The 21,239-nt window shown below is 62.5% G+C and carries 19 protein-coding genes and 1 pseudogene; 10 read left to right on the plus strand and 10 right to left on the minus strand.

Annotated features, from left to right (window positions below; all coding sequences use genetic code 11):
* Positions 1-2: 2 nt before the first annotated feature.
* A complete protein-coding gene (locus tag Q1A85_RS00610; protein WP_299684000.1) occupies positions 3-2,015 on the plus strand; it encodes a M3 family metallopeptidase in 2,013 nt (670 codons plus the stop codon).
* Between the two features lie 89 nt (positions 2,016-2,104).
* On the opposite strand, the gene Q1A85_RS00615 is transcribed toward Q1A85_RS00610, so the two are convergent.
* The 3 genes from Q1A85_RS00615 to Q1A85_RS00625 are packed head-to-tail and all read right to left on the minus strand — an operon-like array spanning position 2,105 to position 4,587.
* Complete coding sequence (locus Q1A85_RS00615; protein WP_299684002.1) at positions 2,105-3,028, minus strand: glyoxylate/hydroxypyruvate reductase A; 924 nt, start codon at positions 3,026-3,028, stop codon at positions 2,105-2,107.
* On the minus strand, positions 3,025-3,435 hold the full coding sequence (locus tag Q1A85_RS00620; protein WP_299684004.1) for a VOC family protein: 411 nt from the start codon (positions 3,433-3,435) through the stop codon (positions 3,025-3,027). The genes Q1A85_RS00615 and Q1A85_RS00620 overlap by 4 nt, the downstream gene beginning before the upstream one ends.
* A 33-nt stretch (positions 3,436-3,468) precedes the next feature.
* Positions 3,469-4,587 (minus strand): DUF3095 domain-containing protein, encoded by a 1,119-nt coding sequence (locus Q1A85_RS00625; RefSeq protein ID WP_299684006.1) that lies wholly within the window; start codon positions 4,585-4,587, stop codon positions 3,469-3,471.
* 96 nt (positions 4,588-4,683) lie between these two features.
* On the opposite strand from Q1A85_RS00625, the gene Q1A85_RS00630 reads away from it, so the two are divergent.
* Entirely contained in the window at positions 4,684-5,856 is a 1,173-nt protein-coding gene (locus Q1A85_RS00630; protein ID WP_299684008.1) for an MFS transporter, read from the plus strand.
* Between the two features lie 65 nt (positions 5,857-5,921).
* Complete coding sequence (locus Q1A85_RS00635) at positions 5,922-6,944, plus strand: aspartate-semialdehyde dehydrogenase (RefSeq protein ID WP_299684010.1); 1,023 nt, start codon at positions 5,922-5,924, stop codon at positions 6,942-6,944.
* On the opposite strand, the gene Q1A85_RS00640 is transcribed toward Q1A85_RS00635, so the two are convergent.
* Complete coding sequence (locus Q1A85_RS00640) at positions 6,941-7,432, minus strand: hypothetical protein (protein WP_299684012.1); 492 nt, start codon at positions 7,430-7,432, stop codon at positions 6,941-6,943. The genes Q1A85_RS00635 and Q1A85_RS00640 overlap by 4 nt on opposite strands.
* Before the next feature lie 102 nt (positions 7,433-7,534).
* On the opposite strand from Q1A85_RS00640, the gene Q1A85_RS00645 reads away from it, so the two are divergent.
* Entirely contained in the window at positions 7,535-9,154 is a 1,620-nt protein-coding gene (locus Q1A85_RS00645; protein WP_299684014.1) for a DUF4139 domain-containing protein, read from the plus strand.
* Between the two features lie 550 nt (positions 9,155-9,704).
* Here Q1A85_RS00645 and Q1A85_RS00650 read toward each other — a convergent pair.
* From Q1A85_RS00650 to Q1A85_RS00660, 3 genes are read right to left on the minus strand one after another with little or no spacing between them, the layout of a single operon-like run.
* Complete coding sequence (locus Q1A85_RS00650; protein WP_299684016.1) at positions 9,705-10,016, minus strand: transcriptional regulator; 312 nt, start codon at positions 10,014-10,016, stop codon at positions 9,705-9,707.
* A 3-nt stretch (positions 10,017-10,019) separates the two neighbouring features.
* Entirely contained in the window at positions 10,020-10,997 is a 978-nt protein-coding gene (locus tag Q1A85_RS00655) for a sodium-dependent bicarbonate transport family permease (RefSeq protein WP_299684019.1), read from the minus strand.
* 12 nt (positions 10,998-11,009) lie between these two features.
* Positions 11,010-11,660 carry a carbonic anhydrase gene (locus tag Q1A85_RS00660; protein WP_299684021.1) on the minus strand — a complete coding sequence of 217 codons (651 nt, stop codon included), beginning with the start codon at positions 11,658-11,660 and terminating at the stop codon, positions 11,010-11,012.
* Between the two features lie 147 nt (positions 11,661-11,807).
* Here Q1A85_RS00660 and Q1A85_RS00665 point away from each other — a divergent pair, with 147 nt between their 5' ends.
* The 3 genes from Q1A85_RS00665 to Q1A85_RS00675 all read left to right on the plus strand — a co-directional run bounded on the left by Q1A85_RS00665 (position 11,808) and on the right by Q1A85_RS00675 (position 14,447).
* The gene (locus tag Q1A85_RS00665) at positions 11,808-12,206 is read left to right on the plus strand and encodes a hypothetical protein (protein ID WP_299684023.1); all 399 of its coding nucleotides are present in this window, start codon (positions 11,808-11,810) and stop codon (positions 12,204-12,206) included.
* Positions 12,207-12,282: 76 nt separating this feature from the next.
* The gene (locus Q1A85_RS00670) at positions 12,283-13,665 is read left to right on the plus strand and encodes a M17 family metallopeptidase (protein WP_299684025.1); all 1,383 of its coding nucleotides are present in this window, start codon (positions 12,283-12,285) and stop codon (positions 13,663-13,665) included.
* On the plus strand, positions 13,662-14,447 hold the full coding sequence (locus Q1A85_RS00675; protein WP_299684027.1) for an NlpC/P60 family protein: 786 nt from the start codon (positions 13,662-13,664) through the stop codon (positions 14,445-14,447). Before Q1A85_RS00670 ends, Q1A85_RS00675 begins: the two co-directional genes overlap by 4 nt.
* Before the next feature lie 82 nt (positions 14,448-14,529).
* Here Q1A85_RS00675 and Q1A85_RS00680 read toward each other — a convergent pair whose 3' ends face one another.
* On the minus strand, positions 14,530-14,877 hold the full coding sequence (locus tag Q1A85_RS00680) for a DUF2794 domain-containing protein (RefSeq protein ID WP_299684028.1): 348 nt from the start codon (positions 14,875-14,877) through the stop codon (positions 14,530-14,532).
* 114 nt (positions 14,878-14,991) lie between these two features.
* On the opposite strand from Q1A85_RS00680, the gene paaI reads away from it, so the two are divergent.
* From paaI to Q1A85_RS00695, 3 genes and pseudogenes are all read left to right on the plus strand, one after another.
* Positions 14,992-15,423: a hydroxyphenylacetyl-CoA thioesterase PaaI gene (gene paaI, locus Q1A85_RS00685; protein ID WP_299684030.1), complete on the plus strand. Its 432-nt coding sequence runs from the start codon at positions 14,992-14,994 to the stop codon at positions 15,421-15,423.
* Positions 15,420-16,691, plus strand: a complete 1,272-nt coding sequence (gene paaK, locus Q1A85_RS00690) for a phenylacetate--CoA ligase PaaK (RefSeq protein ID WP_299684032.1) — start codon at positions 15,420-15,422, stop codon at positions 16,689-16,691. Before paaI ends, paaK begins: the two co-directional genes overlap by 4 nt.
* Before the next feature lie 467 nt (positions 16,692-17,158).
* Positions 17,159-18,250: pseudogene (locus Q1A85_RS00695) on the plus strand (IS3 family transposase); the annotation flags it as partial.
* 575 nt (positions 18,251-18,825) lie between these two features.
* On the opposite strand, the gene Q1A85_RS00700 reads toward Q1A85_RS00695, so the two are convergent.
* Both Q1A85_RS00700 and Q1A85_RS00705 read right to left on the minus strand, forming a co-directional pair.
* Positions 18,826-20,484, minus strand: coding sequence for a DNA polymerase Y family protein (locus Q1A85_RS00700; RefSeq protein ID WP_299684034.1), 1,659 nt, complete (start codon positions 20,482-20,484; stop codon positions 18,826-18,828).
* Positions 20,485-20,557: 73 nt separating this feature from the next.
* Positions 20,558-21,175 (minus strand): TetR/AcrR family transcriptional regulator, encoded by a 618-nt coding sequence (locus Q1A85_RS00705; RefSeq protein ID WP_299684036.1) that lies wholly within the window; start codon positions 21,173-21,175, stop codon positions 20,558-20,560.
* Positions 21,176-21,239: the final 64 nt, after the last annotated feature.

The raw sequence follows: 21,239 nt of genomic DNA on the forward strand, positions 1-21,239 counted from the left end.
AGATGACCAACGTGCTGCTGCAAGACTGGGACACGCCCTTTGCCATTGCCCCGTTCGACCGGATCACCGACGATGACTTTGCCCCTGCTCTGGACACGGCGCTGGCACTGCACAGCGCGGACATCGACGCCATCGCGGGCAATGACGCGGCGCCCGATTTTGCCAACACGATCGAGGCGCTGGAAGCCGCTGGCGCGGGGTTGGACAAGGTTCTGGGTGCCTTTTTCACCGTTGCGGGTGCCGACAGCACCCCCGCACGCGAAGCGTTGCAGCGGGATTTTTCCCCCAGACTGGCGGCGCATTTTGCCGAGATTGCCGGGAACAAGGCGCTCTTTGCCCGCGTGGCCGCTGTGTGGGCAGCGCGTGACGCGCTTGATCTGACCGATGAGCAGGCGCGCGTGCTGATGCTGACCCACCGCAACTATGTTCGCGCGGGGGCTGCGCTGGAGGGTGCGGCGGACGCACGGATGAAAGTGATGAAGGGTCGGCTGGCTGAGTTGGGCACCGCCTTTACGCAGAACCTGCTGGCGGATGAGCGCGACTGGTTCATGCCGCTGTCCGAGGCGGACCTTGAGGGGTTGCCTGGCTTTGTCGTGGACACGGCCCGCGCCGCCGGTGATGAGAAAGAGGCCGGTGGGCCGGTGGTCACGCTGTCGCGGTCGCTGATCACGCCATTTCTGCAATTCTCGCCGCGCCGGGACTTGCGCGAAAAGGCGTATCGCGCATGGGCTGCCCGTGGAGCCAACGGGGGGGCCACCGACAACCGCGCCATCGCCGCTGAAATCCTGAAATTGCGGGAAGAGCGGGCGCAGTTGCTGGGCTACGCGAGTTTTGCCGAATACAAGCTGGAAACCGAGATGGCCAAGACACCGGCCGCCGTGCGGGACCTGCTGATGTCTGTCTGGGACCCGGCCCGCGCCCGCGCCGAGGACGACGGCGCGGTGCTGGAACAGATGCTGCGCGCGGACGGCATAGACGGGCCGCTGGAGCCATGGGACTGGCGGTATTACGCAGAACAGCGGCGCAAGGCGCTGCATGATCTCGATGAGGCCGAGGTGAAGCCGTATTTTCAGCTCGACCGCATGATTGAGGCGTCCTTTGCCTGCGCGACCCGTCTGTTTGGGCTGGCGTTCAAACCATTGGACGTGCCGCTTTATCACCCGGATTGCCGGGCGTGGGAGGTGACGCGGGACGGGCGGCATGTGGCAGTGTTTATCGGGGACTATTTCGCGCGCGGCTCGAAACGGTCCGGGGCGTGGTGTTCGGCCATGCGGGCGCAGGCCAAGTTTCCGCAGGCGCAGACGCCGGTTGTTATCAACGTGTGCAACTTTGCCAAGGGCGATCCTGCGCTTCTGAGCTATGATGACGCGCGGACGCTGTTTCACGAGTTTGGCCATGCGTTGCACCAGATGCTGTCGGATGTGACCTATGAAAGCATCTCGGGCACGTCTGTGGCGCGTGATTTTGTCGAGTTGCCCAGCCAGCTTTATGAGCACTGGCTGGAGGTACCGGAGGTCCTGCGCGAATTTGCCACCCATGCCGAGACGGGTGAGGCGATGCCGCAGGATCTGCTGGACAAGGTTCTGGCGGCGGCGACCTATGACATGGGGTTCCAGACGGTGGAATATGTGGCGTCAGCGCTGGTTGATCTGGCCTTTCACGATGGACCGGCACCGGCGGATCCGATGCAGAAACAGGCGCAGGTGCTGGAAGAGATCGGGATGCCCCGCGCCATTGGGATGCGCCACGCCACGCCGCATTTTGCGCATGTCTTTGCCGGGGACGGCTATTCGTCGGGCTATTACAGCTACATGTGGTCCGAGGTGATGGATGCCGATGCTTTTGCCGCCTTTGAGGAGGCGGGCGGACCGTTTGACGCGGATCGTGCGGCGGCACTAGAAGAGCATATTCTGAGCACCGGGGGCAGTGTGGATGCGGCGGAATTGTATATCGCGTTTCGCGGACGGCTTCCGGGTGTGGACGCACTTTTGAAAGGGCGCGGGCTGGCGGCGTGATCCCTAAGGCGCGCTGACGCGCACGCGATTCATGTGTTGAATGGGGGCTCTGCCCCCAAACCCCCGTGGTATTTTCGGTCAGAAGAAGCCTAGTAGCCTGCGCGGCGGTCCACCTGGTGCAGGAAGGGTTCACCGGCTTCGCCGCGGCGGATGTTTTCGGCCACGGTTTTCGAGGAATAGGCGGCGCGGGTTTCGGACGCCACGTGGGGGGTGACGGTCACAGATTTGTGGTGCCAATAGCCGTGGCCCGGTGGCAGTGGTTCGGTCCGGAACACGTCCAGCGTGGCGTGGGCGATATGTCCGGTGTCGAGCGCATTGAGCAGCGCCTTGTCGTCGATCAGTGGACCGCGGCCGGGGTTGAGGATGCGCGCCCCGGCGGGCATCAGCGCCAATGTGCGCGCGTTCAGGGTGTTTTCGGTGTCTGATGTCGCAGGCAGCAGCAGCACCGCGTAGTCAGCCCGCGCGAGCGCCTCATCGAGGCCGTGAAAACCGGTAATCCCCGGAATGTCCTTCGGCGTCCGGCTCCAACCTGCGACGTCAAAGCCAAGCCCCTTGAGCGCTTCGGCGCAGGCGAGGCCCAGCTCGCCCAAGCCAAGAACCGTTACGCGCGTGTCAAAGGCCAGTGGCGGCGCTACGGGTCTCCACGTGCCGGGGCTGGCGGTGATGTGGGCGTCCATGCCCAGATGCAGGCGCAGGATGTGCCCGGTCACCCATTCCACCATGCCTTGGGTCAGGGCCGGGTCCACCATCCGGCAAAGCGGGATTTTGAGGGTTGGGTTATGTACCACCGCCTCGACCCCGGCCCAAAGGTTCAGCACCGCCTTGGCCCGGGTGTATGGGGTAAAATCCTGCACCTCGGAATTCGGGGCATAGACGATGTAGTCGACTTGGCGAGGGGCCATATCGATGTCGATTTTCGCCGTTACGCCCACTTCGGACAGCGCGGCGTGCAGGGGGTCGCGGTATTCTTCCCAGCGGGCTTTGGTTGCGGCGAAGAGGACGTTGACGCTCATGTGTCGAAAGCCCGTGCAAGATCGGTCATGCCCTTGATCTCGATCGGGTTGCCGGACGGATCGGTCAAGAACATGGTGGCCTGTTCACCGGGCTGTCCTTCGAACCGGACGTGCGGGGCAAGCACGAAATCAACACCTGCCGCGTCCAACCGGTCGGCGAGTGCGCGCCAATCGGCCATCGGCAAAACAGCGCCGAAATGGGGCATCGGCACATCGTGATCGCCCACCTTGCCAGTGGGCGCGCTGGCAAAGGGCGCGCCCAGATGGCAGCTGATCTGGTGGCCGAAAAAGTTGAAATCGACCCATGTGTCCGTGCTACGCCCTTCGGCACAGCCCAGCAGGTCGCCATAAAAGGCCCGGGTGGCATCCAGATCGGCGACGTTAAAGGCAAGGTGAAACAAGGTCATGGCGTGACACCTAGCGCAGGGGCGGCATCAAATCTACCCGCCCTTCAGCCCCAGCGCGGCCTGCGTATACCCGCCCGCCGCACCGTCGATGAAATGCACATGGGTGTCCTCCATGATCGAGGGCACGATGCAGGTCATCATCGCCTCGTCCTGTTCATGCAGGCCAAACTGCACGACGCCCTCTGCCGCCTCAAGCACGGCGCGCAGGCGCGCCACTGTCGCCGCGTCACAGTCGATGGTCATCTTGAGCCCATCGTCAAACTTGCGAAAATCGGCGTTCAGCCCCACGACCTTTCGGTAATGGCCGGGATCAAAGCCGCCCAGCTTGAGGTTGGTCTTGAGAAACAGGAATGCCATGAGCAGTTCGAATGTGACTTTGCCCTTGCTGGGCGCTGCGCCGTCTGCCTGAGGCACGCGCGCCTCCATGTCAGCAGCGTTTTTGGGCCATGTGAGCGCCGGGCCTTCGGGCGGGATCGGGTGACCGCCACGGTCGAGGTGGCGCAGAACCTCCAGCACCTCTTCGATCACGCCTGCCACCGCTTTTGGTGGCGCGCCGGGGGCGGGCTGGATCAGAACGGAGAGGATCGTGCCCTGCCGCGCTTTCATGTGGCTCCAGCGGCAGCTTAGCCCTTCGAGGTTGGGTTTGGTGCCCGGAGGGGCAGCAGGCACGGTGTCCTGCCCCGCTTTCATCTGCGCCTCGGCCCATGCGACGCCGCCGCCGGCGAACATCGCGTAATCCACGCCGTCCGTCACCTGATAGCGCGCCACGGCGACCTCGCGCCCGCCCGCTCGGATGTCCGATACGGGATAGAGCCCGACGCGGAGGCCCATATCGAACTCTTCGCGCGCCCAGACCTGCACCGCTGCCAGCGCCGCGCGCGCTGCATCTGCATGTTCCGGCGGGTGGGCGAATGCGGCACCGTCCCCGCCAAACACATAGGGAAATGCCCGGCCTTCGGCCCCGTTGATCTGGGCCGAGATGACAGCCGCGCCAATCATGTTCACGGTTTTGTAGCGCCCTTCGGATATCGCCTTGGTCGAGCCGACGATGTCGGAGGTGCCCACAACCCAATCCGCGGGCAGCGGCGTGTAATTTGCCGGATCTGCCAGCGGCGCAAAGGCCTGATGCCGGGGCAAAGTGTCGTAGAACATGGGGGCACTCCGTCAATTCGGATCAGCCTAGCACGGCAATCCACCTTGCGTCAGCCCGGGTCCCATGCCACGTCACGGCAAGGGATCGGAGACATCATGAACACCGGATTGCTTTTGCTGGCGCTGGCCTATGTGCTCAGCCAGTTTTTTCGCGCCTTTCTGGCCGTGCTGACGGCCCCGTTGCAGGATACGTTGGGCGTTGGGCCGGATGTGCTGGCCACGGCATCTGGCATTTGGTTTCTGTCCTTTGCCGCGATGCAGATCCCCGTGGGCTGGGCACTGGACACGATTGGCCCGCGCCGGACAGCGGGCTGGCTGTTCCTGATCGGAGGCGGCGGTGGGGCGGCGCTGTTTGCTGTGGCGCAAGGCCCGATCTACATACACGCGGCGATGTTGTTGATCGGTATCGGCTGTTCGCCCGTGCTCATGGCAAGCTTTTACATTTTTGCGCGTGAATTTGACCCGGCGAAATTCGCCACCCTTGCGGCGCTGATGATCGGAGTCGGCACCATCGGCAACCTGATTTCAAGCTACCCGATGGCCTTTGCCGCCGAAACCATCGGTTGGCGTAACGCCATGTGGGCGCTTGCGGCGGTCAGCGCTGTGATCGCACTTGGGTGCCTTGTGACGATCCGGGACCCGGCGCGGGCCGAAACCGCTGGCGCGGGGTCTTTGTTTGACCTGTTGCGAATGCCGATCCTGTGGCTGATCTTTCCGTTGATGTTCGTCAATTATGCGCCTGTCGCCGCGGTGCGCGGCCTGTGGATCGGGCCCTACCTGCGCGACGTATTCGACATGAGCGTGGCACAGATTGGCGTCGGCACGTTGGTGATGAGCCTTGCCATGATCGTGGGCACCATCGCGTATGGGCCACTGGATCGCATCCTTGGCACCCGCAAATGGGTGGTTTTTGGCGGCAACGTTATCACGGTGGCCCTGCTCGCCGCCCTCATCACGTGGATTGGTGTGGACCCGTGGCTGTCCATCGCGCTGATGTCCGCCATTGGGTTTTTCGGCGCGACATTTCCAGTGATCATCGCCCATGCGCGCAGCTTTTTCCCAGTTCACCTGACCGGGCGGGGTGTCACGTTGATGAACCTGTTTGGCATTGGCGGCGTGGGCGTGATGCAGACCATCTCGGGGCGCATCCACACGGCAACGGCGGGCGGTGATCCAACGGCGCCCTACACAGCCATCCTTGGCTTTTTTGCGGCGGCGTTGCTGGTTGGTGTGATGCTCTATGCCCTCACCCGCGACAGCCGCGACTAACGGCCCCTTCCCCCCAGCATCCTTTGGGTATAAGGCGCACGCACCTACCCGAAAAGGAGTCAATTATGGGGTATCGTGTCGTCGTCGCGGGCGCCACCGGCAATGTGGGCCGCGAAATGCTGAACATTCTGGCCGAGCGCCAGTTTCCTGTGGACGAGATTGCCGTTCTGGCAAGCCGTCGTTCGCTGGGCACGGAAGTGTCCTTTGGGGATGAGACGCTGAAGACGAAGGACCTCGACACGTTTGACTTCACGGGGTGGGACATGGCGCTGTTTGCCATCGGCTCCGACGCGACCAAGACATATGCGCCCAAGGCCGCCAAGGCCGGTTGCGTGGTCATCGATAACTCGTCGCTTTACCGCTATGATCCGGACGTGCCGCTGATTGTGCCCGAGGTGAACGCCGACGCCATCGAGGGTTATGCAAAGAAGAACATCATCGCCAACCCGAACTGCTCCACCGCGCAGATGGTTGTGGCGCTGAAACCACTGCACGACCGCGCGACGATCAAGCGTGTGGTGGTGTCGACCTACCAATCCGTGTCCGGCGCGGGCAAGGAAGGGATGGATGAGCTGTGGGACCAGACCAAGGCGGTCTACAATCCGACATCTGACATTCAGGTAAAGAAGTTCCAGAAGCAGATCGCGTTCAACGTGATCCCGCATATTGACGTGTTCATGGATGACGGCTCCACCAAAGAAGAGTGGAAGATGGTCGCCGAAACGAAAAAGATCGTTGATCCCAAGATCAAGGTCACGGCCACTTGCGTGCGCGTCCCTGTGTTTGTGGGCCATTCCGAGGCGGTGAATATCGAGACCGAGGATTTCCTCGATGAGGACGAAGCGCGCGATATCCTGCGCGAAGCGCCGGGCATCATGGTGATCGATAAGCGCGAGGACGGCGGTTACGTCACGCCGATCGAATGTGTCGGCGATTTTGCCACGTTCATCAGCCGCATCCGTCAGGATTCCACAATAGACAACGGTTTGAACTTCTGGTGCGTCAGCGACAACCTGCGCAAAGGTGCTGCGCTGAACGCCGTGCAGATCGCAGAACTTCTGGGCAACCGGGTGCTCAAGAAGGGTTAGAACGGCTCGAACACGTCGAAATCATCGGAGTCCGCGACGTCGCGGGCTCCGGCAAGCAAATGGGCCATACGGTGCGGATGGCCTGGCATCGGTGCACCGAAGCGTTTGACCAGACGGCCATAGCCAAACCCGAGTTCGGACGTTTTGCACAAACGGCGGCCCTGCGCATCATGCAAGTTCAACCCACCACCCGCCGGTTCGACCTTGTAGCCACGCGACCGCAATAAACGCTCCAGATGTGCCCAGGATGTGGCACTGGCGATGTCCGCAGCGAGGAGCCGCTGCAAGCGCGCGACGAGCGCCTCATCCGCGCATGTGCGCGTCTTCGGTTTGGCAGATCGTCGCACTTCCTGATCCAACGCATCGCGAACCAGTTGACCAAGGGACACATCCCGCGCCCCAGCGAGGGTCTGTGCCGCAAACAGAAGCTGCGACGGCAGCCGGATTTCAACGCGTTCCATGTTCATGCCGCCACGTTGGCACAGCATGGTTAAGCATTCCTTGCACGCGTATTGTACAAATTCCCCTTTCCCTTTGTGCTGTGTTCGCGGCACGCTCTGCTTATCGCACTTCCAGAAAATAGGTTGCTCATGCGCGCTCTTGCCTTCTGCCTCGCTCTTCTGCCTCATCCGCTACTGTCGGACACAATCACGCTGGATGCGCCACCTAAGGCGGTGACGGCCTACGCGTCAGGCGCGGTGATTACCCGCAGCCTCAGCTTTGACATCCCTGCCGGGGATCACTCTCTGGTGATCGCTGATATGCCCCGTTTTACCGACCCCAGCGCCATTGACATCTCCCTGAGCGGTGCGACCGTGCAGTCGCGCAGTTGGTCCGAACAGGACGAAACACCCTATCGCACACCGCGCACACCCGAGTGGCTGGCGGCTAAAGCGGCACTGGATGTTGCCATAGATGCGCTCGCCGCGCGCGATGATGCCATCGCACTGGCTGAGGCGCGTGCGCAGGCGGCCCAAGACCAGATCACCTTTCTCAACGGAATCACCCTGCCGGACGAAGCCGCGCTGGATGTGGACGCGCTGCGTGCCATTGGCCAGTTGATCGCCTCCGACGGCACCGCCGCAAGGACTGCCATCACCGAAGCAACCGCCGAGGCGCGCAGCCTGCGCGCGGGCCGCGATGACCTCGCCTTTGCCGTGGCAGAAGCACAGGCAGCGTTGGAGGCGGCGAGTTCACCCAACAAAAACCCAGCCGCGCTGACACTCAACGTGTCTGCTCAGACGGATGGACCTGCGACCCTGACCGTGCGCTATATCTCGCAATCCGTCTCGTGGATGCCTGTCTATCGCGCCTACCTCGACAACGACGATACGCTGCGCATCGACCGGGGGGCGTCAATTCAGCAAAACAGCGATGAAGACTGGTCAAATGTCAGCCTCACCCTATCCACCCTGTCGCCGTTTCAGGGCACCGATCCGGGCACGCTCTGGCCCTTACTGCGCCGGATTCAGGACCCTGCTGAACTGCGCAAACTGCAAGTCACCTCGCGCGGGGCAAGCCTGTCTGCGGACATGGCCGAGGTTGAGATGCCCGAACCCGTGATCGAAGAGGCGGTCGCACTGGCCGACTTTTCCGGCGTTGGTGTAAGCTACGCCTTGCCCGGCACAGTCACCGTCCCGACCGGTCGCGACGCCCTGCAAATCGCGCTCGACACGCTCGACTTTGACGCCGGTCTCAGCGCGCGCGCTGTGCCGCGCCTCAACGAAACCGCGTTCCGGCAGGTGGCCTTTACCAACACCTCGCCCGAGATCCTGTTACCGGGTCAGGCGACGCTTTATGTTGACGGCCAACTGGTCGGGATCACACAGATGGGTACCCTGCCGCCCAATGCCGACACCGATATGTTCTTTGGCCCCATCGAAGGCCTACGCATTACCCGGACTGTGCTGGACCGGAACGAAGGCGACAGGGGCATCATCACCCGGTCGAACGAGGAACGCGAGGAAATCCGGCTGGAGGTTGAAAACCTGACCGCGCGCGCATGGGACGTCGAATTGCGGGAAAGCGTGCCCTACTCAGAACAGGAGGATCTCGTGATCGACTGGAACGCCTCACCCGCCCCGGATGTGGACGGCGTCGATGACCGGCGCGGCATTCTTGCGTGGGATTTGACGCTGGAGCCCGGCCAAACCCGGCGCATCGCAATTGAGACTCGAATCACATGGCCCGAGGGACAGGTGCTGCGATAGAGCGTCAAACCTTACCAACAGATGAACACATCAGAATGTCCGCTCAAACAGCTTAGATTTTTGGGCGGACATTTTGCATTTTAGGCATCTACGAAACCCATTCAAGCCCCTGAAATAACGTCATAAAATACAAAACGTCAAACTTAGCTGCAAGTGAAATCAGTTCGGTAAGCCGTTAGTAATTTCCCACTGGCATAAACACCTCAACGATGGGTCCGGGGGGGCCGCGTCGTGTCCGGCCGGGGGGCCGGGCGTGAGTTAAAAGAGGTGATGGGATGACGATGTGGTTCACAGCGCTGATGGGCGCAATGTGGAAACAAAACGATGGGTATCCAGCCAAGGCAGAACGCCGGGCTAAGGTGACGCGAGAAGAGATGTCAAATCTCTTCGCCAAAGAACTGTCCCGCAAACCAATCCGGTATTGAGCCTGCGTGGCGCATTCATGCGACGACGGTTGGCCTTGGATCAGTTGGGTAACGAGTGTCTGTTGGGTAAGTACGAGTGATGGGCGCGCGATGTCTTCGGACATGGCGCGCCCTTTTTCGCGTGTTCAGAACCGTTCGGCCCGAAGCACCTCGCAATCACTGACCGTGACCACGCCGATATGGCGCTCAACCACGGCAAACGCCGCCTCAAGCATCGCGTCCAGCCGTTCGGGCCGGATGATGCAAACAACCTGCACCATACCGGTGCCACGGCTGACCTGCCCTTCGCGGCTCCATGCGCCGGAGCGGCCTGACCCGCCCAACACAGGCAGGATGGTGAATCCGGTCACGCCAGCATCTTCGAGCGCGCCGGTGAGGCGCGATTCCATGACCTGTTCGATGATGATGGCCACGCGTTTGGCCTGATGGGTCTGCATGGCTTAGCCTCCGGTCAGCGCACTGGCCACCGCCACATAGACGGGCAAACCAATGGTGAGGTTAAATGGGAATGTGACGCCAAGGCTCAGCGTCAGATAGATCGACGGGTTCGCCTCGGGCAGAGCAACGCGCATGGCTGCGGGCACGGCGATATAGCTGGCCGACGCAGACAGCACCATGAACAGCGCAACACCTCCCGTGGACAGGCCGAGGAGCAAACCAGCGACGAGGCCCGCAGACGCACCCACCAGCGGCATAACCAGGCCAAAGGCCAGCACACCCGGACGCAACACACCCGACCCGCCGCGCAGGCCCCGCCCCGCGACAAGGCCCATATCGAGCAGGAACAGGCACAGCACCCCCTGAAAGGGCGAGACTATGAACGCCTCGATCTTGACCAGCCCGTCAACACCCGTGATCCAGCCGATCAGGAAACTGCCCACCAGCAACACGATCGACCCGTTCAACATGATTTCGCGCATCAGTTCCGAATCCATCCGCCGGCTGTCGCCGCCCCGCGACACCAGCCACAGCGCGGACAGGATCGCGGGCGCCTCCATCGCGGCGGCAACAGCCACCATATAGCCTTCGGACGTGATCCCGCTGGCCTCCAGCACCGAGGTCCCCGCCACAAAGGTCACAATAGAAATCGATCCGTAATGCGCCGCGACCGCCGCCGCGTCCAAGCGGCTGAGGTTGCCCAGCACCTGCAACAGCGCAAAGGCGATGAGCGGCAGCACCGCCGACAGGACAATCCCGGCAACAAGCGACAGCGCCAGCGTGCCGTCGATCCCGTGATCCGCAACACTCACCCCGCCTTTGAACCCGATGGCGAACAGCAGGTAGATCGACATGCCCTTGGCCACCGCCTCGGGAATGTTCAGGTCCGACCGCGCCAGTGCTGCGGCCACGCCCAAAGCAAAGCTCAGAATGATCGGCGACAGCAGATTGGTCGCCGCGAGGCTCAGGATGTCTTGCATATTTGCCTCACGTCAGAGTTTCACGAACCCCAATTCGGCACCGCTGAACTGCGCAAGGCTCGCATCGCCGATATCGGTCCACAGACCATGCAGGCTCAGCGACCCCTTGTTCACCCGCTCTTCAACAAAGGGGAAGCTCATCAGGTTTTCCAGCGATGTGACAATTGCCTGCTCTTCCATCTTTCGTGCCTGCTCGGCCTCATCGGCCACTTTTTCGACCACGCTGTATTTTGGCCGCAGGATATCCAGCCACCGGCCCACGAAACTGGTCTTGTCTTCCAGTTCGGGCGCGCGGCCCGCGCACATCTCGATACAGCCTTTGACCCCGCCGCATTTGGAATGGCCCAGCACGATGATATGCGCCACCTTGAGCACATTCACCGCATATTCCACGGCCGCCGACGTGCCATGGTGCAGCCCGTCAGGTTCGTGCGGTGGCACCAGATTGGCGATGTTGCGATGGATAAAGTATTCGCCCTGATCCGCACCAAAGATCGACGTCACGTTCACCCGGCTGTCGCAGCAGGCGATGATCATCGCACGCGGGCGCTGCCCCTCTTCGGCCAGCCGCTGATACCACGCCTGATTCTGCGTATAGGTGGTGGCTTTCCACCCTTGGTAGCGCTGAAGGAAGTAATTGGGCAACGGTTTGACGCGGTGCATGGGCGCAGACCCTCTTCGTGTGACTTTGACCGCGTGCATTAACGGGTATTTGTCGCGAATTCGAGGGAAAAGACACACCCGCCCTAACGATTTAGGAACCCCCGCCATGGCATTGCAAAGCGTGCCGTGGGGGCGCGCAAGTGATGTGTGAACGAGGTGAAGAACGTGACAACCGTAACGCAAATCAGGCCAGCGGAAGACGTCCGCGTGGATCACGACCGTCTGGGGGCGCTCTATTCCGAACTGGGCCATGCCGGGGCCGAGGATGTCGTGTGCCGCGCGATGGAAGAACTTGCGCTGCGCATGGCGCATTGTGACCGCCTGTACCGCGCCGGTGATATGGTTGAACTGCGCAAGTCCAGCCGGTCGCTGGTTTCCATCGCCGATCAGATTGGCATGAATGTGGTGGCCAAGGTCGCCGCTGACGTGACCCAATGCATCGACTCCGGCGATCATGTGGCACTGGGCGCCACGCTCGCGCGCCTGATGCGCACGGGCGAGGGGTCGTTGACCGCCATCTGGGACTTGCAGGACATCACGATCTGACGCGGCGGTGATCCGCCTTGCGGTGAACAGCAAACAGACTAGGGTTTGCATCACCTGACAGCCAAGCGGACCCGTGATGACCCTGACCTTTGCCCCAGACAGCCCCGACGCGACGCCGCTCCATCTCATCTCCGAAGAGGAGTGCGCCAATTGGGCGGCGTCCATAGGACCTGTGTCAGAGGCATGGGTGAACGCCACCGGCTTTACCGGTGGTCTTGGTCAGGCCGTCGCCGTGCCGGGTGCGGATGGTACAGTGAACTGTGCCGCTATCGGCTTTGGCACATCGTCGGCGCGTGCGCGCGCCCGGTTTCACCTCGCGGCAGGGGCCACCAAGCTGCCCAAGGGCACTTACCGGCTGGACAGCGCACCCACCGACGCCGCGCGCGACGTCGAGGCGTTGGGCTGGCTCCTCTCATCCTACCGCTTTGACCGCTACAAGGACCAACGCCCGATGCAGGCGGCATTGATCGCCCCCGCAGGCGTCGACGCCACCCGGATCGAAGCGCAGGCCGCGGGCGAGGCGCTCACACGCACGCTCATCAACACACCTGCCAGCGACATGGGCCCGCCCGAGCTTGAAGCCGCAACCCAATCGCTGGCCAACACGTTCGATGCGCAGATGACTGTTACCCGTGGTGATGATCTGCTGACCAGCAATCTGCCTTTGATCCATACGGTGGGGCGCGCAGCCGACCGCGCACCGCGCCTGATTGACATGCGTTGGGGCACCAGCGGCCCGACCCTCACCTTGGTGGGCAAAGGGGTCTGTTTCGACACCGGCGGACTCAACCTCAAACCGGGCAGTTCCATGGGCCTGATGAAAAAGGACATGGGTGGTGCGGCCAATGTTCTGGGTCTGGCGCACATGATCATGGCCACCGGCCTGCCCATCCGCCTGCGGGTTCTGATCCCGGCGGTGGAAAACAGCGTCGCAGGCAACGCCTTCCGCCCCGGCGATATCCTGACAAGCCGCAAAGGCCTTACGGTTGAAATCAACAACACCGACGCCGAAGGGCGTCTGGTGCTGGCTGACGCGCTGACTTTGGGGGACGAAGACCAACCCGATCTGATGATCTCCATGGCCACGCTCACCGGCGCGGCCCGCGTCGCCGTCGGCCCTGACCTCGCACCTTATTACACGGACGATACGGACCTCGCCCACGCGCTCGACTCCGCCGCGACAACCCAAGCCGATCCGGTCTGGCGAATGCCTTTCCACACCCCCTATGAGACGATGATCGAACCCGGCATTGCCGATCTGGACAACGCGCCCAAGGGAGGCTTTGCCGGTTCCATCACCGCCGCCCTGTTCCTGCGACGCTTTGCGGGTGACACGCCTTACATGCATTTCGACGTTTACGGATGGCAACCCAGCGACGCTCCCGCCCGCCCCAAAGGCGGCATAGGCCAAGCCACCCGCGCCCTGCTCAGCGCCCTGCCCGAAGCATTGAACCTATGACCGACCGACGGACGCACCCCGATCCGACATTGGTGGACGGCACGACACCTGCGCAAATCATCAGCCCCTGCGCCGACCTGCTGGCCCGACCGGACGGACCGCGTGACCGCCAGCTTCTGCATGGTGATCCGGTCACCATTCTGGGCGACCGTGACAATCACAGCTACGTCCGCTCGGTCAAAGACGGCTACATCGGTTTCATCGCCGCAGGTCATCTCGGCCAACCCACAAAACCCACGCATATGCTGACGGCAGCCGCGGGTCACGCCTACGCCAAGGCCAGCTTCAAAAGCGCCGATACCGCAACGCTCAGCTTCGGCAGCCGCCTCACGGCCCTTTCGGAAACGTCCGGCTACATCGAAACCACGCTTGGCTTCGTGCCAAAATCACAGACGACGCCCCTGCCCCACACCGCAAAACCAACGGACAGCGCCCGGCACTTCCTTGGCACACCCTATCTCTGGGGCGGTAACACACGGGCGGGCATCGACTGCTCCGGGTTGATCCAGATCGCACTTCTGACCGCAGGCATCCCGTGCCCCGGCGACAGCGACCTGCAACAGGACGCCTTTCCGCCAATTGAACCGAACCGTGTCCAGTCCGGCGACCTCGTCTTTTGGAAAGGGCACGTGGCGCTGCTGCTTGACGCGCTCACCATCATCCACGCCAATGCCCATCACATGGCAGTCGTCACCGAACCCCTTGCGGGCGCAATCGAACGCATCTCAAAACAGGACCACGGCGCCGTCACCGGCTACGCCCGTCCCGCTTCTTCTGACTGAAAATACCATCGGGGGCGTTTGAGGGGGCAGACAGCCCCCTCATCAGAAAAATGAATCGCGTGCGCGTCAGCGCTCAATCAGGTCACTCGACCGCCCGGATCAACTTGCGTTCAAGCACCCGCAGCACGGTCTTCAGGTCGTGCCCGCGCCGCAGGATTTGCCCGTCCATGCCGATCACCGCGTACATCCCCTGCCGCCCACGCAGCTTGGGCCGCTTCTCGATCCGGTAAAGGGGATTTTCCGCCGTCCGCCGGAACACCGAAAACACTGCCACTTCGCGCAAGGACGAAATTCCATAATCCCGCCATTCACCCGCCGCAACCATGCGCCCATAAAGCGACAGAATCACCGACAGCTCCGTGCGGTGAAAAGCGACCTGGGCGGGCGGCGTCTCGCGCATGTTCGACGGCGGCGGATTGTGAAATGTCATAGCCACACAGTTGCGCGCCCGCTCTTTGATTTCAAGAGGCGTGTGATCAACCTTGAATACGTTACAAATCGCGTGCAGTCTCGAAAAATCTGAAACGCTTTGGGAGGGGCGCAGGTGACACCGCAGACCCGGGCCGAACGCAGCGCCGATGCGATGTGGGCCAATGACCGCGCCAGTCGGGCGCTTGGAATGACGCTCATCCATATTGCCCCGGGTGCGGCCACGCTCACCATGACCGTGCGCGATGACATGCTGAACGGCCACGGTCTCTGCCATGGCGGGTACATCTTCACGCTGGCCGACAGTGCCTTTGCCTTTGCCTGTAACAGCTACAACCAGTCCGCAGTCGCCCAAAACAACCAGATCACCTATGTCGCGCCCGGCAAAGCCGGTGAGATGCTCACTGCGACGGCTATGGAAATCCACGCCGCTGGCCGCTCCGGCACCTATGACGTGACCGTCACAGGCGATATGAACCGGACAATCGCCCTCTTTCGGGGGCACAGCCGCACCATCCCCGGCACGCATTTCGAGGAAGACGCATGAAAGACCTCACACCCGATCCCAAATCCCTCGACCCGATCGAGATCGCCAGCCGGGACGAGATCACAGCGCTCCAACGCGACCGCCTGAAATGGTCCCTGCGCCACGCCTATGACAACGTGCCCCACTACCGCGCCAGCTTTGACGCCGCAGCCGTGCACCCCGATGATCTGACCGACCTGTCTGACCTCGCCCGCTTTCCCCTGACGACGAAACAGGACCTGCGCGCCAACTACCCGTTTGGCATGTTTTCCGTACCCCGCGATCAGGTGGCCCGCATCCACGCCTCCTCCGGCACCACAGGTCAGCCCACGGTCGTGGGCTATACGCAGCGGGATCTCGACACGTGGGGCAATGTCGTTGCCCGATCCTTGCGCGCGGCGGGCCTGCGGCCCGGTGACCTTCTGCACAATGCCTACGGCTATGGGCTGTTCACCGGCGGGTTGGGCATTCACCTCGGGGCGGACGCGCTTGGCCTGACCACGGTGCCCGTCTCGGGTGGCATGACCCCGCGCCAGGTCCGCCTGATCACCGACTTCCAGCCCAAGGGCATCACCGTCACGCCATCCTATGCGCTCAGCGTCCTCGACGCCTTCCGCGCCGACGGTCTCGACCCGCGCGACAGCTCGCTCCAGGTTGGCATCTTCGGTGCCGAACCCTGGACCAACGCGATGCGTGCAGAAATCGAAGAGGCGTTCGACATGCACGCCGTCGACATCTACGGCCTCAGCGAAGTGATGGGCCCCGGCGTGTCAATGGAATGCGTTGAGACCAAGGACGGCCTCCACATCTGGGAGGACCACTTTTTCCCCGAGATCATCAACCCCGAAACCGGCGAACCCGTTGCGGATGGCGAAATGGGCGAACTGGTCTTTACCTCGCTCACCAAGGAAGCCTTTCCCATCATCCGCTACCGCACGCGCGACCTCACCCGCCTGCTGCCCGGCACGGCCCGGTCGATGCGCCGGATGGAAAAGGTGACGGGCCGGTCTGACGACATGATCATCCTGCGTGGCGTCAACGTCTTTCCCACCCAGATCGAGGAATGTCTGCTCGCCACCCCCGGCTTCGCCCCCCATTTTCAGATCGAACTGACGCGCGCGGGCCGGATGGACGCAATGACCATCCATTGCGAAGGCACCGGCGACAGCACCGCGCTCGCCAACCGCATCAAACAATCCCTCGGCGTGACGGTGTCCGTCACCACCGGGCCCACCGGAACGGTCGAGAGATCACAAGGCAAAGCCGTCCGTATTCTTGATCGGCGCTGATCTCGCCAGAGGCAATCCCACGCAGTCAGTGGACATTGCAATCTCAGAGCTGGATAACTGCTCCGAGGCCTGCGGCGGGGCTCTCAAACACGCTGCGGGCGCTGGCGGCAGAAAGACCGCCGCACATTCCCGCCACCCGCTTTCCATGATTGTCGAAAATCCGGTCGTTCAATGGAGAGACAACATGTCGGGAGGTTGCATTCAAAAGGCGGCGGAATCTGCTTTGTCGCATGTTTGAACTTTGGGATGCGTTTGATCAGTTTCCCGGTGGCCATGGCGTCAATGTTCAAGCCCCAGCGGAATTCAGGCTGCAATAGCTCACTGGATCGGCCACTGACGGGAACGCCCTTTTCCAGAACGCATGTCAATTCTGCGGTATCCCCGCCAAGTTCAACCAGCAGCTTGGGCGAGATCGTTAGCCTGTTGACCTCCTCCCCTGAAATGTCCTCGATTTGAGGCTAGCCTGTTCTCCGTATGGCGGCATGGAGGTGTCTGACGCGCGGCGTTTAAAGACGCTGGAAAGCGAGAACGCCAAGCTCAAAAGGATGCTGGCCGAGCAGATGATGGACGTGGCGACGCTTGAGGAAATGCTCGGATTGGGAGCGCATGAACGCCACTGGTCCGGGCGAATGCGCGGACGGTTCTGACGCCCGGCCCACGGAGAAATGCTGTGAACTGGGCGATGAAGACCAAGCGCTACAATCAACGACGCGCCTGCGCGCTGGCCGGGATCGATCCGCGTGTCTATCAGCACAGGTCGAAGCGCCCCGCCGATACTGAACTACGGACTGGGATGAAGGAACTGGCGGCCAAGCGGCGTCGGTTTGGCTTTCGTCGGCTCCACATCCTGCTCAAACGGGAAGGCTGGGATGTGAACTGGAAGAAGCTGTACCGGCTCTACCGCGAAGAAGGGTTGACCGTTCGTAAACGGGGCGGACGCAAGCGGGCAGTCGGCACCAGAACACCTGTGGCGATCCCGCAGGGGCCGATCCAGAGATGGTCGCTCGACTTTATGTCTGACGCGCTGGAGGACGGTCGCCGCTGTCGCGGGGTGAACGTGATGGACGACTTCAGCCGGGAATGACTGGCCGCCGCGGTCGATACATCCACCGGTGGCGCACGTGTCGCCCGCGAACGGGACCGGATCGCCAAATTGCGCGGCTACCCGTGCATGGTGATCTCGGACAACGGCACGGAGCTGACTTCGAACGCGATGCTGAAATGGCAGGAAGACCGCCAAGTCGGCTGGCACCACATCGTGTCCCGCTGCCTGACAGCGCATACGCGAGAGGAGGCAAGCCAATGCAGAACGGTCTCGTCGAAAGCTGCAACGGACGGATCCGGGAAGAGTGCTTGGACGAACACCTGTTCCTGTCTCTGCGCCATGCCGTCGTCCATTGTCTCTCAGACCAATGGCGTCCCAATGGACAACCATGATTGCGGCATGGCGCGCCGACTACAATCACCACCGGCCTCATTTCAGCCTCGCTGGTCTGGCGCCACACGAATATGCTAACCGGTCAAAGGAAGACCAAAACCTGAACAGAGCTAACTTGTAAGCACGGACTCTCAGGGGAACAGGTCAGTTTCGAAGCGGTCCAGACTCGCTCCCATTGAGGTGCCGCTGGATTTGTTGACCTTTTGCTTGATGGTTTTGCTCCGTAATGCCGGAAAATGAAACAAGAGAGACCGGGAAATCAGGGACACTTCAGTTCGCCCCGATCGTGTTCGTCAGCGCAGCCGTCTATTCGATTGCTGCTGCCGGCGTCGGAATGTCCTACGCTGCAACTCGCCGGTTCTGAATTGGCAAAGGCAAGATTATCGGTGGCACCTTTTGCGCGCTGGCGTCCGACCCGCTCTTCAAATCCGCTGAGCTGACCGTCGGTCAGTGGCGGAAAAATCGCCGACCGACCAATACAGCCCAAAGATCGAATGTCGCCTCCGGGTTGCCAACAAGCATCAACTCCCCGCCAACAAATACCCACCGTACCCTCGGTTGTGGGGCCATAGTCGTACCATCTGGTGTACGGTCTCTGCACAGGATGTGACACCGTCAAAACGCTTGTTTTTAAGGGGTCAGCACCGCGCTGCGATGATCCGGCACCCCTCGCGCACTGTTGCGCGCAACATTTGTTCAGGCAAACGACCCCTGACAGAACCACCCCGGCGACATTGCCCCTCCGTGGGCATAGAACAGCCACAGCCGCTGGCCATCCTCGGTGTCCGTCACCCAGTAATCCCGCGTGCCCGACCGCCAGTTGGGATCGTCCAGCCACCATTCCGGCGCGATGCGCTCAGGCCCGATGGCCCGCAACCGGCGCAGGTCGCGGCCGCGCCAGCGGAACGTCTCGGGCAGGCGCGGGGTGGCTGGGGCGTGCACCGGCTCGGGGTGCCACATCAGCATGGGCCGCGGGTTCGACGGCTTGGGCCACGGGCCCTCATGCGGCTCAGACCACGCCGCGGCCAGCATCCTGTGCGACTTTTCCGGGATATGGCTGTCGGACGGGTGATAGCGCCGGATCGCATCCAGCCCGATCCGCGCGCCCAGCCGCCCCATCAGATCGTCCATCGCGTTGGCATCCGCCAACCGCTTGCGCACGGCCGCGCCCGCCTGCATGTGTCCCACGGCCTGCACGTCATGTACCGGCTCGACCTGCACCGCCACCAGCCGCACCATGTCGATGCCGAACCCTGCGTCGATCCCCTCGATCTTCATCTCCAGCAGGGGGCGAATGCGGTGCGGGTCAAAGCTGGGCCGGGCCAGCCCAACCTCCACCGCCTCGACCGCATGATCGCTGCGGTAGGCCTCAAGCCGGACGCGCCGGGCACCTTTTCCCCGGTCTTCCAACGTCTTGCACAAGCGTGGCAGCACCCTGTCGATGGCCGCCATCACATCCTCGGCCAGCCCGATAGGATCGGGCAGCGTCATGCGCACGGCAAAATGATCGGGGGTGCGCGCCGGCGACACCGGCTCGGGCGCGCTGCCCATCGCCTGATCCATGCGCAGAACCAGACCCCGACCAAAGCGGCGCGCCAGCGATGCCCGCGGCTGACCCAACAAGTCCCCCACCCGGCGCAGACCCAACCGGCCCAGCTGCGCTGTCATTTCCGGCTCCAGCCGCAGGGCGGCAATGGGCAGCTGGCTGAGCGTGCCATAGGTTTGGCCGGGCGGCGATATCCTCGTAGCATCAAAGGCTTGCGCCCGTACGGCCGGGGCTGCCCCCCCTTTGGTCCAGTGCCGCCGCTTGCCTGCCCGCGCGCGGGTCGCACGCGCCTCTTGGTCGATGGCGTCACCGCTCCGGTCCGACCCCGCGGCACGGCCCGCAAACCGCGCCAACGCCCAAGCCGCCCCCCGCGTGTCCGCCAGACCCATCAGCACGCTCAGCCCCAGATCGGTGCAATCGTCCTCGACCACCTGCATCAACGCGGCCTCACCACCAAACAGATGCGCGCAGCCCGTGAGGTCCACCACCAGCGCATCCGCTTCTTCCGGCGCGACCCACGGGGAAAACTTGCCCGCCCAGCGCTGCAACGCCTCCAGAAACCGCGCCTCCGCGGGTCCGCTGCGCGGATAGGTCATCAGGCCCGGACACATCGCATGGGCGTCCCGCACCGGCTGACCAACCTGCAGACCGTTGCCCTGCGCAACACCATTCAAAGACGTGATAAGCTGCATGTTCTGACGCTCCTCGACCACGGCCACAGGCTGATCGGCCAGCATAGGCTGGCGACGGATCAGGCGCTCGGCCCCCAGCCGGGGAAACCAGATGGACAGGATACGACGATCGGACATAAATGTTCGCTTTTTGTTCTTGTCGCGAAATTAGGGCGAGTCGCGCCCCAAGTCGAGTCAGCCCAAACGGAAATCAGGCGCCGTAACGCGCCATGAACGTCTCGACCGCGCCGTCCACCACGCGGTCGATATCGGCATCCGTCACCTCGGTGATCACACCGAACATCAGACGCGGCCAGATGTCGGCCTTGCACAACTCGCCAAACTGGTCAGTCGCAAGCGTCAGATCGTCGATGACCAATTCGCCCCGCTCAACGGCACCTTGGAAATAGGCCCCCATCTCGGTCCGCATCCGCTGCGGCCCCGACTTATAGAACGCCCGTCCGATCTCGGGAAAGCGGTCTGATTCCGCCACACAGATGCGAAAGATCTGCTGCCCGAATTTCGACGTCAGAAAGCGCACGAAATGCCGTCCCGCCTGTGCCAGCACCTCGCGCGGGGCGGCGCACATGTCGATGATGTCCAGCGCCGCCTGACTCTGCCGCTCGCATTCCTGATTGGCCACCTCCACGAACAGAAGGCGCTTGTCGGGAAAGTAGCTGTACAGCGTGGCTTTGCTCACTTCGGCTGCGCGGGCGATGTCGTCCACGCTCGCCCCTTCGAACCCGTCGGCCATGAAAACGGTCCGGGCGCCTTCCAGCACCTGATCGAATTTGCGGCCCTTGCGGACAATGGGGGTGGCGTCGTTCATGCGTGCTCCGGTCAAGAGACCCACAATATAAACCGAACCGTTCACTTGTGACAGGAAAATCGCC

Source organism: uncultured Tateyamaria sp., assembly GCF_947503385.1.
Lineage (GTDB): Bacteria > Pseudomonadota > Alphaproteobacteria > Rhodobacterales > Rhodobacteraceae > Tateyamaria.